The organism is Spiroplasma phoeniceum P40 (genome assembly GCF_003339775.1).
GTDB classification, from domain to species: Bacteria; Bacillota_I; Bacilli_A; order Mycoplasmatales; family Mycoplasmataceae; genus Spiroplasma; species Spiroplasma phoeniceum.
In genome coordinates, this window is sequence record NZ_CP031088.1 from 293,169 (window position 1) to 310,296 (window position 17,128).

11 protein-coding genes and 4 pseudogenes are annotated in these 17,128 nt (G+C 24.0%); 9 read left to right on the forward strand and 6 right to left on the reverse strand.

The genetic code is table 4. The features are described from left to right. Positions 1-32: 32 nt before the first annotated feature. The 6 genes and pseudogenes from SDAV_RS14580 to SDAV_RS02000 all read right to left on the reverse strand — a co-directional run. A pseudogene (locus tag SDAV_RS14580) lies at positions 33-1,000 on the reverse strand (spiroplasma phage ORF1-like family protein); the annotation flags it as partial. 550 nt (positions 1,001-1,550) lie between these two features. Then, positions 1,551-3,596, reverse strand: coding sequence for a type IV secretory system conjugative DNA transfer family protein (locus tag SDAV_RS01975; RefSeq protein ID WP_245938461.1), 2,046 nt, complete (start codon positions 3,594-3,596; stop codon positions 1,551-1,553). 655 nt (positions 3,597-4,251) lie between these two features. Further along, on the reverse strand, positions 4,252-4,824 hold the full coding sequence (locus SDAV_RS01985; RefSeq protein WP_114564330.1) for a hypothetical protein: 573 nt from the start codon (positions 4,822-4,824) through the stop codon (positions 4,252-4,254). Between the two features lie 359 nt (positions 4,825-5,183). Then, positions 5,184-5,705, reverse strand: coding sequence for a hypothetical protein (locus SDAV_RS01990; protein WP_245938462.1), 522 nt, complete (start codon positions 5,703-5,705; stop codon positions 5,184-5,186). 187 nt (positions 5,706-5,892) lie between these two features. After that, the gene (gene lon, locus SDAV_RS01995; RefSeq protein WP_114564332.1) at positions 5,893-8,211 is read right to left on the reverse strand and encodes an endopeptidase La; all 2,319 of its coding nucleotides are present in this window, start codon (positions 8,209-8,211) and stop codon (positions 5,893-5,895) included. 514 nt (positions 8,212-8,725) lie between these two features. Next, positions 8,726-9,523, reverse strand: a complete 798-nt coding sequence (locus SDAV_RS02000; protein WP_114564333.1) for a UPF0236 family transposase-like protein — start codon at positions 9,521-9,523, stop codon at positions 8,726-8,728. Between the two features lie 533 nt (positions 9,524-10,056). Here SDAV_RS02000 and SDAV_RS02010 point away from each other — a divergent pair. From SDAV_RS02010 to SDAV_RS02050, 9 genes and pseudogenes are all read left to right on the forward strand, one after another. After that, positions 10,057-10,299 (forward strand): hypothetical protein, encoded by a 243-nt coding sequence (locus tag SDAV_RS02010; protein WP_245938463.1) that lies wholly within the window; start codon positions 10,057-10,059, stop codon positions 10,297-10,299. 320 nt (positions 10,300-10,619) lie between these two features. Continuing rightward, entirely contained in the window at positions 10,620-10,982 is a 363-nt protein-coding gene (locus SDAV_RS02015; RefSeq protein ID WP_114564335.1) for a hypothetical protein, read from the forward strand. Next, positions 10,966-11,415, forward strand: a complete 450-nt coding sequence (locus tag SDAV_RS02020; protein WP_114564336.1) for a DUF3627 domain-containing protein — start codon at positions 10,966-10,968, stop codon at positions 11,413-11,415. The genes SDAV_RS02015 and SDAV_RS02020 overlap by 17 nt, the downstream gene beginning before the upstream one ends. 152 nt (positions 11,416-11,567) lie before the next feature. Then, a complete protein-coding gene (locus tag SDAV_RS02025) occupies positions 11,568-11,771 on the forward strand; it encodes a DUF2649 family protein (protein WP_114564337.1) in 204 nt (67 codons plus the stop codon). Further along, entirely contained in the window at positions 11,771-12,784 is a 1,014-nt protein-coding gene (locus SDAV_RS02030; protein WP_114564338.1) for a hypothetical protein, read from the forward strand. Before SDAV_RS02025 ends, SDAV_RS02030 begins: the two co-directional genes overlap by 1 nt. Then, a pseudogene (locus SDAV_RS02035) lies at positions 12,777-13,154 on the forward strand (hypothetical protein). The gene SDAV_RS02030 and the pseudogene SDAV_RS02035 overlap by 8 nt, the downstream one beginning before the upstream one ends. After that, positions 13,154-13,390, forward strand: coding sequence for a hypothetical protein (locus tag SDAV_RS02040; RefSeq protein WP_114564339.1), 237 nt, complete (start codon positions 13,154-13,156; stop codon positions 13,388-13,390). The pseudogene SDAV_RS02035 and the gene SDAV_RS02040 overlap by 1 nt, the downstream one beginning before the upstream one ends. A 163-nt stretch (positions 13,391-13,553) precedes the next feature. After that, positions 13,554-15,324: pseudogene (locus tag SDAV_RS02045) on the forward strand (spiroplasma phage ORF1-like family protein). A gap of 564 nt (positions 15,325-15,888) precedes the next feature. Next, positions 15,889-16,858 (forward strand): annotated as a pseudogene (locus tag SDAV_RS02050) (IS30 family transposase). Positions 16,859-17,128: the final 270 nt, after the last annotated feature.

A 17,128-nucleotide genomic window follows, 5' to 3' on the forward strand; every position in this document is an offset into this window, starting at 1 on the left:
TTAGTGATTTTAAAAATATATTTGGTGTTAAAATAACCCGAATTTAACTTAATATCATAATTATTAGCAACCGAAAAATCATAATTAAAAACACTACCATAATTATTAATCGTATAAAACCGTTTTTTAAATGCTGAATATAATTTAATATCTAATTGCTTATATTTATCCGAAAAATAAAAATATCGTGGGTAAATTTTAAAACCATTATTTACTAATAAACCATATTTTTTATTATAACCTTGAACATAAGTATTATTCTCTAAATCAAAAATCGTAAGTAAATAATTAGTATAAAATTTCTGTGAAATCTTAAACATACTATTTAATAATTTATCAAATTGCAATTTATCGTTAATATTCTCACTCAACAAAATATTATTAAAATTTTGTAATTTTAACGCAAAAAAGTTAACTAAAACAGTATCATATTGTAAATTATCAATATATCCATTTTCAATAAACGAACTACGATTTTGAAACACTGGAACCAAAGCACTTGCAAAAAACGACTGTAAAAACTTAGATAAATCAAACTGACCGATAACTGTTAATAATACTTTAAATCTTTACTATTTAATGATGAATAAATTGAACCATTAAAATTAAAAACCTCAACAGTTCCCGTTCGGATAAAACTAAAATTAAAACTTAAATCATCATTATTAATATTATTTAATTCCAAACTACCAGAAATAATTAAATTTGCCTCATAAACAGTCAAAATCATCCGATAAATTGATTTTCTAATATTTTTAACATCCAACTCGTCAACCGTTTCAAAATCAAAAATTATCCGCTTTGTACCAACCTTATTCGGATTTTCATAATCCGCACTGCCACCTTGTTGAACTCTAATATTTTCTTGGATAATAACATCTAAATAATTATTTAAAAAATCTTTAACTTTTTGTTTATAAATATCTATTTTAAACTTAACATTACCATTGTTATCAATTTGGGGCGTTTGTGGTTGGCGTTCACCATCTCAACGATAAATTTTATCATAATAATATGAATAAAATTCTTTATTACCATTTCATTTTATAATATTTCATCTATTATCTTTTTTAAAGATACCTATATATCATTTTTTAGTATTTCCTTCTTCTAAAATACTTGATACTAATTTTCAATTATTATTTTCTGGTGGTTTTTCTGCTAATTTATCATCATAACAAGCAATTAAGTTTGTTGTACTTGTTGCGGTTAATCCAATTGCTCCTATTATGCTAAGTCATTTTTTCATATAGATTGCTCTTTTTTATTGTTTTATATATAATTGATTTTATAATGAAATATATTATTAATAATTTTAATTTGTTTGATTTACAAGCAAAATTAAAGAGTTTTTTGAGGAAAAATTATTGCACTTCATATTACATTTTACATATTATAAATAAATATTTTTATTATTTTACTTGTAATCTTTAAAATGTGTGTGGTATAGTACATTACGGTGATTTTCCTAAGTTTTGTGAAAAATACTTAAAATTTAAAAAAATTTTGGTGTCCTTTTCAAAAGATATTAACTACTATAAATATTTATATTAACTTTCAGTAAAATTAATTCCAATATTTTTACATTTTTCTAACAATTTAATTTGTTCAGGTGTTCGTTGTGCAAGAGGAATTTTTAAAATTATTCCAATTTTTTCTTCAATTTCATTTTTCATCATTTCAACTTGACCTGATGTAACATATGAAAATAAATCAAAATAATGATTATTAAGAAAATTAAATGGCTTAATTATTTTTGTATTTTTAAGTTTACCTAAACCAAATACTTTACTATATTTTCATGCTGAATCCATATAAACTAAACCCGGATTTTCTTTTGAACTAAATATAATTCCATAAGGATTTTTTAATTTCATTAAATCACTAGGTTTAATTAACTCCATTCCTTCTTTTCTTCTTTGGACAGGATCAATCATAATTCGTTTTGTTTGTAGACTACGTGAACGTGAATGAGATAAAATTTCAACTGTTTCAGTTCCTAACATATCTGAATATGTTTTTGCAGTATCAAAATTATTAGTTTGAATATAAATATTTAAATTACAGTTTGAAATAATAACTGTTCCATTTTCTTTGCCATATTTTTCATAAACTTGATCTAAATCTTGAACAATTATTAGGAAAAACATTCCCCTACTCCGAGCAACCGTAACAAAGGATTGAAAATTAGGAATTGTTGGCATATTTCCAAACTCATCTAAATAAAACTGAATATCACGCGGTAAGCGTTTACTTTTTCGTTCTGTTGCAATTCCTACATTTGCTTTATATAATTGCGAAATAATTAGCGAAGCAAAAATATGACGATTAGTTTTTTCATCAGGAATAATTAAAAATAAAGCTTTTGGTTTTTCAGTAAACTTAAATAAATCAATTTCATTACTACATACAATAGATTGAATACCAAGATCTTGATATATTTGTAATCCACGATCTAAAGTTGAAAAAATTGAACCTAATTCTTTTTCACCAGTTGCTAATGCATTAGCTCCAATAATTTTTGCTAATGATGTTGATGGTAAACTGGCAAACCAGGCTTTCATTTTTTTACGGTCACTACAAAGCATATTAATTAATGGGAAATTAAATTTTTCTAAGGGTAACGCCGCTGGATTATCATCTAATATTTCTAATAATCCTAAAATAATTGTTTTTGCAATACTAGCAGCCATACTTGCAAAATGGTCATTTTCACCACCAGTTAAAGGTCAAATTGTTAAAACTAAATCATTAATTTCTTCAATTGCTAATGATTTTAATTCATTTCTAGTTGCTTCAACAAATTCTTGTGCTTCTTTTAAATTAAAAAATCATTGATTACGAAAAATTGCAATTTTTTTGTCAACAATATTTCTAAAACATTCTGTGCAATTAAATTCATCATGATAATAACAAACATATTTTTCCAAATGTTTTTGATTTTTAACTATAAAATACTTTAACTCTTTTGTAATAGTAACTGAGTCATAATAATACTTGTAGGAAATTGCTAATGGATTTCAAGAAGAAGAATTTTTAGGATCACGTAAATTTAAAACTAATACTTCATAACCATTTTTTTGTAATAGTTTTGATAAGACATCATATAGTTCTCCTTTAGGATCGGTAAAAATTAGACATGGTTTATATCTTTCTGGTAAACAACTATTATAAATAGCAGAAGGCATGACAATTTTTTGTGATTTCCCAGTATTTGTTGCTCCTAAACATATTGCATGTGTATTAGTACGAATATTAAAATTAATTTTACTATTTTTTTTCAAAAATCTTACTACTCATCCGGCCTTATTTTTAACATCATGTAAATTATGAACAGGATATAATTTATTAAATTCTCTAATACTCCCTTTATTGTCTAATTCATTTACAATTCATTTTGCGCCTCCATATTCTGATGTTTCTGTTTTTTTAACATATATTTTTTCAAAATGTTTTGCCGCAACAAATATTATAAAAGAAGCAATTACTCAAAAAATGATTGAAATAACTGCAATACAAATTAGAACAAAAGTGATATTTTCAGACATAAATTTTCATAAATAAGGAAAAAATTTACTAAAAGTAAAACCTGGCATTTTTCATGCTTTGAAAAATGAAATAAAGATTATCCCAAAGATATTAGCAATCGGGAAAAAAACACACGCAGCGATTAAACTATCTTTTTGGTGTTTTGAAAATCTTTTACTTTTATGCATATAAAAAACTTAATGTCGAAAAAAGGAACATTCCTACGATTCCAATAATTAATACTATAATATTAATTTTCTCTTTATAACTAAGAATGCTAACTACTTTGGTTTTGATATTTTCAATATTTTTTTCTTTATTTATTAAATTTTTATTTGAATTTTTTATTGTTTCATTTAACATATTACTAAAATTTCTTTTACGAGCTCTTTTATATTTTATTAATAAAATTATTTCATAAATAACTAAAATAAAACATAAAATTGCTACCGAAGATAGTCAAGTTCTTACACTCATATTTTCTCCATAAAATAAATTAATGTAATTTACCAGTAACCTTGGTCATATACAAAAAAATTATAGCACAAATATTATATACTCCTTTAGTATTTTAAAAAAATAAAAAAGCAATTAAAATATTAATTGCCTATAAAAACTAGTATGTATATGTATATTTTTGAATAAATTTAAAGTAGTAAATTTTTATTTTTAATAACTTAACCCCTCTTTTAATATTTTTTTATTTATAATAAAATTTTTATTTTATAAACTATATAGTTTATTTTCTTCAATATCCAAGTTTCCATTTTGCCCATTCTTTAATTGTGATAATGGTTTCGCTTGTTTTACATTTGATGTTCAATTTTTGCCAGTTGGTTTTAATGCTTCTTTCGCAAAAAAGATATTCATTTCATTCAATAATTCTTTATATCTTCTAGCACGTTCTTCATCAAATGGTTTAATATCTGCGACTGCTTCTTCATATCTCGGTAATTGTGGTTTTACTTCCTTATATGATGGCAAAACACTCGGTTGATGATATGACTGAGAATTTGTGATTGCTTCACTATATGATGGCAGATCACTTGTTCGATCAAATAATTCCAAATTGTTTCTGTTTCTTTCTTGCTGTAAACTTCTCGGTTCAATTTGATCATTGATTTCTTTTTGAACATATCTACCTATTGTTCCATACATTTCAGTAACAATTTGGTTTGATACTTCATAGGTTTTCTTTTTACTAAAACCAAGCTTTTTTAAAAATATATTAATTCTTTTTTTAATTGATTTGTAAGTTTTTTTAAAAGTTTTTTTAAATCCTGAAGTAATTTCCATAAATTCTTCTTTCTTTTAAGTGTTTAATTAATTATTTATTTTAATAAAATAATTAATTAAAGTCATTTATTTTAAAAATATCAATATTTATATTTTTAAATCATATACATTTTCACTCTATCATATTTATATTAATTTAGCAACAATTTTAAAATTAAACCCCCCTTGGTAATTCTAAATCATTTTGTCTTTAAATATATATTATAGATTGTTAAAAATACCCTTCTAATAACTATATCAGAATTTTTTTATTTTTAACATAAAAAAAAATCTTTTAAATAAAATTATTTTAAAACATTGTTATTAAATGGCTAAAATAAAAATAATATTATTCAAAGATTTTACCTTAGTTTATCATTTTATCTTTCAACAGTATTTTCTTCTACTGCATCATTTTCATTTTCTGTGATATTTTTATACACATCGCTAACTTTTGTTGAATCTAACTTTGGAAATGTAATAATTGTTTCTTTTCTTAATTCTGGAACTGGTTTTGCTGGTGGTAAATAATCATAGATTGGTTCATTTTTAGAAGATGGAATATTATAATAAATTGGCTCAGGAATTGCTTCATAAATTGATTCATAAATTGGCTCATCATTTAATTTAATCGGAATTTCATAACCATCTTCATCTTTAGTACTATCATTATTTAAAAAAGTTCAAGATATATTAGTTAAAAAACCTGGTTCAAAATTTAAATTTTGCTCTGAATCAGTAATTTTTCGATAACTTTCCATTGTTTCTATTAAATTATGTGTGTTTTTTGTTGCAATTTGTACTGATTGCTTTTTACTAAAACCTAATGCTCTTGCAAGTTTTTTAATGTGTTTTCTTGTATTTTTTAGAATTTTTTTTACTAATTTTTCAACTTTTACCATAGCACGCATAGTTTTTACCCTTTATCATTATTATATTTATTAAGGACTAACAAATATAAGCCATGTACTTTAAAAAAAATATTTTTTAAATCATATACAACAAGATATTACTATACTTAAATTATTTTGTCAATTTAGAGTTAAAACAAAGAAAATAAAAATGTATCAAATTGATACATTTTAAAAATTAGTTTGTGCCAAAAACATTTTTGAAAACTTCATCATATGTTCCAACTGGAATAATATTCAATGTTTCTTGCACTTCTTTTGGAATATCTTCAATATCTTTAATATTTTTATGTGGAATTAAAATTGTTTTTAAACCACTACGGTTGGCAGAAATTGATTTTTCTCGTAAGCCACCAATTGGTAAGACTTGTCCTCGTAAAGTAATTTCACCAGTCATTCCAATATCTTTCGATACTGGACGATTACTTAAAGCACTGATAATTGCTGTTGTTAAGGTAATTCCAGCTGATGGCCCATCTTTTGGTACTGCTCCTTCTGGAACATGAATATGAATATCATGTGTTTCAAAGAATTTTGGATCAATGTTAAATTTGCCAGAATTTGCTTTTACATAGTCTAACGAAATTGATGCTGATTCTTTCATTATGTCACCTAATTTTCCAGTTAACACTAATGAACCTTTTCCTAAGAAACTATTAACTTCAATTGGTAAAATATCACCACCAAATTGAGTATATGCTAATCCTGTTACAACTCCAACTTGTGATTCTTTTTCTTTTTCGGTATGTTCAAAACGACGTTTACCTAATAAATCATTAACAGTATCTGGTTTAACTGTTAAATTAACCATTTCTTTATTTAAGAACTTAACAATAAATTTCCGTGCAACAGCATTTAAATCTCGTTCTAACTGACGAACTCCTGCTTCACGCGTATAATATTTAATTATTTCATTAATTGCATCATCAGTAATTATTAATTGTCCATCTGCTAAACCATTATTACTTAATACTTTTGGAACTAAATAATCTTTTGCAATATGGAATTTTTCCAATTCAGTATATGATGATAATTGAATAATTTCCATTCGGTCAATTAAAGCTTCTGGAATATTATCATAATAATTGGCTGTTGCAATAAACATAACATCACTTAAATCATATGTTTCTTCTAAGTAGTGGTCAGAAAAGGTTGAATTTTGTTCTGGATCTAATACTTCTAACATTGCACTAGCGGGGTCACCACGATAATCTGATGCCATTTTGTCAATTTCATCTAATAAAAATAATGGATTTATTGAACCAGCACGTTTAATTGACTGAATAATGCGGCCTGGCATCGCTCCAATATATGTTTTACGATGCCCGCGAATTTCTGATTCATCTTTTACGCCTCCCAAGGCCATTTTAACAAATTTTCTTCCTGTTGCTTCAGCAATTGATTTTGCTAAACTTGTTTTCCCAACCCCTGGTGGCCCTACTAAACAAATAATTTGTCCTTTTAAAGATTTAGTCATTGTTTTAACGGCTAAGTATTCAATAATTCTTTCCTTAACTTTATCTAAACCAAAATGATATTTATCTAAAACTTCTTTTGCAAATTTTAAATCATTTTTTTCTTCTGTTTTTTCCCATCATGGAATTTGCATCATTCAATCAATATAAGTTCGAATAATATTTGATTCACTTGATGCTTGTGGTAATGCTTCGTAACGAGTGATTTCTTGTTCAATTCGTTCTCTAATATTTTTTGGAAATAGTTCTTTTGCTAATCGTTCTTTATATAATTTCATTTCGTCAGCGGCGCCATCAAATTCATCTAGTTCATCTTTAATTGCTTTTAATTTTTCTCGTAAGTAATATTCACGTTGTTGTTCATCAACTCGTTCTTTAATTTTTTTGCTAATTTTATTATCAATATCATTGGATTGTTGTTTATTAACTAAATGATCAAAAATAATTTGAAGTCTTTTTTCAACATCTAATTCTTCAATAATTTCTTGTTTTTTTGCCACTGGAATAAATGGTAAAAATTGAGCAATTGTATCAACAACTTCATTACCATCAACTGAATCACCAATTTGATCTAATAAATCTTCTGGCAAAATATCTTGTAATTCCATTAATTCTTTAATATTCGCTGTTAATTTTTCAACAATTTTATCTTCTGATTTAACAAATGATTTTAAAATATCAATATCAGCATCATAAAATTTTCCTTCGCGTAAATCTAAAATTTTTACTCGATCAACTGCTTTAAAATTAACTGTTAGACTACCATCTTCCCATACTTTACGAATTTTAAACTCTGCTAAAATCCCAATTCGATAAATTTTAGATAATTTTGGATTATCTTCTAACGGTTTTTTTTGACTAACTAACACAATATGATTATCAAAATCCTTGCTAGCTGTATTCACTGCTAAAATTGATTTATCTCGTCCTACCTCTAATACTTGTTCAAAGCCTGGAAAAATATAACTACCCCGTGTTACAAGAACGGGTACATTTTTTAATTGTGTTATTTTTGAATCCATCTTCAAAACACCTCCTGTTTCTTTTCTTCACTTATATTGACAATATCTTATCTTATTTTAAAAAATATCGCAATATAAATTTAAGTTACACAAAAATTATAACAAAAAAATTAGCACTTGCAATAGATAAGTGCTGATTTTTAAAAAATCATCTCACCTATTGTTTATTATATCTTTACCCCAAAATTAAGGAATACCAGTTTAATACTTAATACCAGTTTAATACTTAATATAAAAAGAAAGAAAATTCAGCACTTTTCATGCTAATCCAGATTATCCTCCTATATAAAAAAACTAACATTATTGTTAGTTTTTATTCTATTCACCATTATTTGATTGTATAAATTATTTAAGGGTATTTAATATATTTTAAGAAATTATGGAATAAATAATCCACCTAATTAATTTAAAGATACCATGTTTAATTTTATTGTCAACAAATTTTTATATTTTTTTAAATTTAATCACAACAAAAAATTCATTTTTATTAAAATTATTTAATTTAAAAATAAAATTAATAAAGACGTAATTTTTGTTGTTCAGTTTTATTAAAATTATTATATAAAATACTATTATTTTCTGGTGGTTTTTCTGATTGTTTAAAATCCTTAATATTATTTCTTAATTTTAGCATACTAGTATTCAATTTATTTTTAACAGTTTTTTCGCTATAAATTCTTTTTTTAGAAAATATCCCCTTACCATAATGGGAAACATCGCCCTCCATATGACAACCAATATTATTTCATAATGTTTGATTTTTAATGCCCTCTTCGTTATTTTTAATTAAGTTAATTGTTTCTCTTAAAAAATTTTTAGAACTAGGAATAAATGACTTACTTTCTTTTAAACATTGTAATAATTCATAATATTTTCCATTATAAAAATAATCAATAACTTGTTTAAAAGTTTCTTCATTTTCTTTAATTATTCTTCGGTGGGGTAATAAATCCTTAAATCTTTTTACTAAATGAAATTTGTCTATTGTATAATGAACTTTGTTATTAGGAAAACAAATTGCAATATCTTTTTTAACCTCTTTAATTCAATTTGCGCCATCACCTAAAATCATAATTTCAGTATCATCTTGAATATTATAATTACTTATTATCAAAAGTATTAATTTAACAACAAAACGGGTTAATTTTGTTTTTTTAGAAATATAAATTGGAATATTATCTATTTCGTAAACACCTAACTTATTTGCAATTACATGTCTTTTTTCGGTTGATTTTTCTTGATAATATCCAGTGTGAACGGTAGAAATTAAGGTGTGTTTTTTAATCTTTTTTCCTTCATATCACACTTTCATTTTTAAATATGTTACATCCACTTGAATATATAAAGTATGCGGAACATTTATTTTGTAGAAACCACACACATTTTGTATTTTTGGTTTTTACAGTTTTGGAAAGTAAATTTTTTTTTAATATTTTTAATTAAGGAGTTAAAATTATGCAAACAAAGCAATATTTTATTTTGCAGTCGCTAGTGAAAAAAGTATGGAAAAGATATTGTTATTAATACTGTAAATAAGATTGCAAAAGATATTGAAATTAAAAAGTAAAAGAATAAATTATTCCGCGTAATTTATTAGCGGATAATTTATTCAATAGTGTTTTTAATGGAGCGAAGCGACAACAAGCGGAGCGAGTTTGCAAATTTCAATTTTTTAGTTTTTAGAGAGGAAATGTAATATGCCAACTTTATTAACGACAAATATTTATTGTTGTTATTATATTAGGGGTTTTTGCTTGAATTGGTTTATCAATTTATAAAAAAATTAAACAAATTCAAGGAAAAAAAAGAAATTGAAAGAAAGGAGAATAAAAAATAATATTAGGTATGCATTTAACAACGGCGGTTAATTTTTTAACAGCACCTACACCCAAAACTATGACTGAGGGTATGACTGGTATTTGAACTGGTTTATCTAGTGAATTATGAAAAGTTAAAGAAGGTATAACAAATATTTTACCTGAGATAATGGTTTTCTTAGGTGAAGCGTGAATTATATTAATTCCATTTGCTATATTTTGTATTATTAAAATCTTAAATTGATTCCGTGTTATGGTTAAAGGATTTTAATATTTATTATTTATCATGTATTTTGACTGTGGCACACTAGTTTTTATATGTGATTTGATGTAAAAAATGAATTTATTAAATAGAAAAATGAACTTATTATATAAAGTTCTTAATAGTTATTTTCAGTGTGCCAATTTTTATTATTTTATATATTTAACAATGTTTATTAACAGTGTTTATTAAACATTAAATAAACAATATATTAGCATTATTTATAACATTGTTAATAATCAGTGTTTATTACAATTAAAAAACATTATATAAACATTATTTATAACATTGTTTATTAAACAAATATTTAGTTAGGAGACTATATTATTATGGATATGAAATTTAAAACAACTAAGGAATATAAAAAAATAAAGAGAGATTTTATTTTTTGGAATTTGTGTTTTGCTTTTTATTATTTTTGAATTTTAATTTTATCTATTGGTTTTTGTGTTTGTTTTATTTTGTTTTTAAATGTAGGATATATGTTTGATATTTTAATGTCCTTTTTCTTTTTAATAGTTCTTGTTTTCTCTTTATCATTTTTGATTATAGTTCATATAGAACAAGTTAAGGAATTTAGAGTTACAGTATTAAAGAAACAATTATTACCGTTAGAAATTATTAATAATGGAGTATTAGGAAAAGGCACAATGTTAAGACCAGTAAGACGAGGAGATGATAAAATTGAGTAATTTTGTTAAGAAAAATCAGAATATAGAAAATTATTTTATTAGTAAGGAATTTATACCTTTTGCAACAGAAAAAGCAAGTTTTATAAATTTACCTAATCATAATCGTCATATTGGTTTTTGATTGAGTAATAAGTTTATTTATCCAAGTGAAAAAAATTGTAATCAAGTAGCAATCGGTTTAATTTATGATAATTCTTACCCTATTGTAAAATATAATGAAAATTTAAAGCGAAATATTTGAAAATATTTAACTGGAACAGAATTAATCAATTTATATAATCAATATAAACAAAATTATTTTACTAAAATGAAAGAAGCTTTATTTTCAAGTGAACCTAAAAAAGTAAAAACAAATAATAACAATAATAATTTAATAAATTGAAGTGATGAAAAAGTACAAGAATTAATTAATGATTTGAAAGATTTAAATTAAATGAGTTTATATGATTATTGAGTTCAATTTGTTATTTATATTATTGGTGCAAATGCCCCTGAGTTTTTATATGTTATATCGTTTGTGTTATTTATCGTTTTGTCTTTTGGAATGTTTTTTAAACTTATTCAAAAAATGTGGAGTTTTTAAATATGCAAAATTATTGAATTAAATTAAAAGAGTTTTTCATTCATGTCTTTTTGTTTATAGATAAAACGAATGTTGAAAGTATTACAACTTGAAATTTAACTCAAAATGAATATTTAACTTTAATGGTTGGTGTTTGAATTGTGATTTTGTTTTTAACTTGGTTTTTATTATGAATGGTTTTTAAAATAGTTGGGTATTTTAAATAATGAAAAAGTTTATATTTTTCTTTAAAAACTATTGTTATATTAGTGGTTCAATGTTTTTGTTTAGTTTAATTGATTTATTACTTTGGATAATTTCTTTGTATTGTGTTGGTTTAGTATTTTGATTGTTGTTTGCTTTGCAGTGTGTTTATTTTGTGTGATGATTGTGAAAAAATATTTTTTATCAGTTAAATGCTTTTCGGTTAGTGAATTTTGTTTGAGATAATCCGTTATCAGTTATTATTGGAAAGTTAGGGACCGGTAAAACATTACTTTTAACTTATTTATCGCAAACTATGAAATTATTGACAGATGAAATTTATAGTAATTATACGTTAGAAGATGATAAAGTTAAAGTTTTAACATTTAAAAATTTAGATTTTACCGATCGAACAAAACCAGTCCCACCCGATGATAGTGTTATTTTATTTGATGAAATTTATTTGTATATTGATGGAACTAGTCCTCACGATGAGAAAAAAGTTCATAGTGGTAAAATACCGTGAATTGTTTTAACAAGACATTTTGGTAATCGTGCGTTGTTTACTGCTCAGCGTGAGGGTATGATTTGAAATAATATTCGCCAGTTAGCAAGTGGAATTATTATTCCAATTTCATTTAAAAAACCAGTTATTAAGAAAGGGTTTAATTTTTTTAATCGTTTCTTTATTATGCGAATTGGTATTTTTCAAAATATAACGGATTATGAAATTTGAAAAACAAAATCAGTAGAACGAACAGAAGAAGGTAAAAGAGCAAAACATAAGTCGGATGTTGGGTTAGGAATTCGGTTTTTTAAAATAATTATTCCGCTTGAATTTGCCAATAAGTACGATAGTCAATGGTTAAAGTTTGTGCGTGATTTAAAAAATGATGAAATTATTGATAAAAAAGAATATTATTTGTCAGAAATCACAAAATTAAGCGTTAAAGAACGATTGGAGTTATTTGATATTGATATTTTGAAAAAGAATTTAAAACCTAAAAAAGAGAAATGAAATATGAAAGATGATTAATTTATTAGTTGAAAATAATAATAGTAATTGAGACAAGATTTTTAGTTTTGTTTTTGATATATTTTTGTTTATTTTTGATGTAATTTGAAATACAAAATTACCGATGTCAAATACGGCAATTGCTTATTTTTAAATCTTTTTTATGTTTATTAAGTTATCTATTTATGCAATTCACGGGACATCAACACAATATAACAATTTAGGTTCAACAGTTAATAATGGCGTTTCACAAGTATATTCGTCAACTGTACGAAAAGGTATTAATGTTGGTAAAAATGTTTATCAGAATAGTAATAAGCAACAAGTTAAACGAGAAATTAAACGTCAAAATGTTAGACAACAAGCAAAAGTTAAAAGAGGTGTTAAGTAATGATTAAATTAGTTTTATTGGTAGCGGCAATTGGTATATTTGGTACTGGTTTTATTACAGTTATTATTAATCAATTAACATCGTCAGTAAATATTATTATGGATTTATATAATTCTGATACTTGGTTGATTTGATTATTTGGTAGAATGGCAGTTTTGTTTAGTCATCCGTTAATGTTAACGATATCAAGTTTATATATTGTTGGGTTTATTGTTTCAAAAACATTGTATAGTTAGGGGTTAAGTTTATGAAAATTAAAATTTTAAAGTTTTTAATAGCAAAAATGAAGCACTTAATAGCAAAATATGAATACTTAAAGAAGAAAATGAAGCACTTAAAAAAGAACTTGTTGAGTTAAAACAATAATAATTATATAAAGAAGAAAGGTGGTAAAGAATAATGCGTAAGTCTTTATCTTTATTTGTCATATTTATTTTAAGTTTTTTAGGTTTGGTTATTGCATTTGTTACTTTAACGGCGTTTAAACCGTTAAATGAGGAGCATTATACGCTTAAACAAGATAAGTTAGAGTAGTAGTGTCGGTAAAGGTATTGATGAAACTGATTTTATTAATACAATGTTTTTACGTAGTAGTTTTTTTGAAAATTGGTCGGAAAAAAATTATTTTATTAATCCAACTTTAAAAACATCAAAAAAATTATCGTTTAATGATAAATGGTATTTGGATTTTTTACAAGATAGTTATTCTACGGGAGTTGTTTATGATAAACCTGGTGGAACATTTTTAAAATATTATCAACAATGACATAGTTTAAAAAGTCGATATATCGACAAAAACACCGGTGAAATTACTGATTGAAATAGTTATCAACAAAATCGTGTAAAAGAATTTATTGATTTATCTTTATATTCTGTTTTGCAGGAAAATATTAGAGTTCAGCAAGGTGGTAGTGCGGATTATGAAAATCCGAATAAGGTTGGAACAAAGCGGATAATTTTTGATTTTGAAACGGTTGATGAATTGGATGTTAAAAATATTAAAAAAGCAATTTATCGAATGATTTTGACTGTCGATGAAGCAAATACAATTATTTCGGGTAGTTTAGAGTTAAATAATATTAATAATGATGATTTAAGTTTCAATTTTAGTTTTATGAGAACGGGAACGGGTGATGTTTTTAATTTTAATGGTTCAATTTATTCATCATTAAATAGTAAAGATTTAAAATATTATCAACAATTTAGCGGTCAGTTTGATTTATCTAAGTTTTTACAGTCGTTTTTTGCAAGTGCATTGGTGCCGGTATTTCAAAATCGTAGTTCGTTTATTGAAAATGGATATATTGATAATTTACAATATGACACTGTTTTAGTTAAGTTTTTTGCGTTGAAATTACAAAATTTTAATAATATTTTGTTGAGTGATAATATTAACGATAAATTGCAATTTGATAAATTATTAAATAGTATGTTTAAGATTTCACAAAAATTTTATACTAATTATTTACATACAATTTTTGATTTAGAGAATAACACTTATGTTCAAGGTTATAATAAAAAATATGGTTTATTAGTAAATAATGGTTTTAAAATTTACCCACGATATTTTTATTTTTCAGATAAATATAAGCAATTAGATATTAAATTATATTCAGCATTTAAAAATAGGTTTTATACGATTAATAATTATGGTAGTGTTTTTAATTATGATTTTTCGGTTGCTAATAATTATAATATTAAGTTAAATTCGGGTTATGTTTTTGGTGGTTATTTACAAAATAAATATGGTTTACAATATAAGAAAATTGAAGAACAAAAAATCGGTTATAATGTTTTTGAATTACAAGCACAAAAAGAAAATGATATGTATCGTTATTATGATTTTAATTTTGGGATTTATAATTGACAAGAAATTAATAAAGGTGGGTTGTTTCCCGATAAACAATGATGACAAGTACAATATGTAACGCCAAATGGTTGATGAGATTTTGGTGCTCATATTAAAAATGCGGTGATTTGAATTGTTAATACTATTCCGGGAGTTAAACAAGTTAACGAATTAGCTAGTGGTGTTGGTAAGGTTTTTGAAACAGTATATAGTTTTTTTAGTCAAATATTTGAGGTATGAAAATTTAATCCAGCATTGTATAGTACAATAACAAATATCTTTTTATTAATTATTTTTATGAAATTTGTGCGATTAATATAAAAAAGGAACTGTTATTAAGTTCCTTTTTGTTCTTTTCAATCAATAATTTCACCGGTGTTTTTGTCAATGGTTGGTAATTGTGGTTCACCAACGCCATCTCAACGATAAACAGGAAAATTAATTCCATATTTTAAATGTTTTCAGTATGTATATTGATTTTTTATAAAATTACTATCAAAATAAACTTTTTCGCAAATATATTTATCAGTAATTCGAATATAAAAATATCATTTATTATTTGGTTTTGAAAACTCACTTTCTCTATTATTATTTTCAATTAATTTTCAATTACTATCTTTTGGTGGTTGTTGTTGATTATCTGGTAGTTCTGGTTTATTATCCCTTCTACCGTTTTCATTGTTATTTGGTTTTTCACAACTAATTAATGTGGTTGTGCTTGTTGCTGTTAATCCGATTGCTACTATTATGCTAAGTCATTTTTTTCATATAGATTGCTCCTTTTTATTGTTTTATATATAATTGATTTTATCGTATATAAATTATATATCAATTATTTTGTATTAAGTATTAATTTTATAAGTTAATGAAAGGTATATAAGTTTTATGTATAGTAATTTGAGTTTTATGGATAAAGTTAAATTAGAACAATTATTATTATCAAAAATGTTTTTAAAAAAGAATGGTAAAAAGAATATTTCTGCAATCGCTAAATTTTTGAATAGACATCGTAGTACTATTTTACGAGAAATTAAGAGATTTAAAACTATTGATGAATATAGTGCTTATAAGTCAGATAAAATGTATTATGAGAAAAGAAAAAAGAATAATAAAAGATGTAAGTTTACGGAAGAACAGATTAATTTTATGAAAATTAGACTTAATAAATATCGTGATTCTCTGAGAGAATTTATTTATCGTTATTTTTTAAAATTTGGGATTAAATTTCCCGTTTGTGTTAAAAAATTGTATAAATGAATTCGTTTAGGTTTTTATGGTTTTTTAAAACAGAATTTGCGACATCGTGGTAAAAAATATAAAACAAAAGGAAAATCTGATAATCGTGGTAAATTAACTGATTTTAAGTCAATTTGAGATATTGAAAATAAAGTTTCTAATGTTAGATGATTTGAAATGGATACTGTTGTTGGAAAAAAACCATCAATCTAGTTGTTTAGTTTTAGTAGAACAATCAAGTAAAAAATATTTTGCAATAAAATTAGAAAATCATACTGCTAATGAAGTTTTTGAAAAGTTTAAAGAAATTGTTATAAATAATAATTTAATTGGAAAAATTAAAGGAATAATAACATATAGAGGGAAAGAATTTAGCAAATGACGAGAAATGGAAATATTTGCTGAAATACAAGTGTATTTTTGTTATCTAGCATCACCAACACAAAAACCTTTAATTAAATATATGAATAGTGAATTAAGATATTGATTTCCTAAGGGAACTGATTTTAATAATGTTAGTCAGAAAAGAATAAATTGAGTAGTTAATGTTATAAATGAAAAAATAAGGCCTATTTTGAATTGAATAAGTGCTAAAAAAATGTTTTTGCAGAATATATAAACAATAAATATTTAAAAATGTATATTAAATTATAAAATATGTCATTAAAATAATAAAATATGTATTTATTAATTAAAATTAATAAATTATTTTTTTAGTGTGCTTAAATATGGATAAAATAAAAGAAAAATTAAAATATTTTTAATTTTTTTAAATTTATGGTTGATTTTTGTAATTTTTATTATATTACTTTATTATATTATTTAATTAATAAAGATTTGTTGCACTTCATTTTACATAATTCATAGATAAATATTTATTAGAATAAGG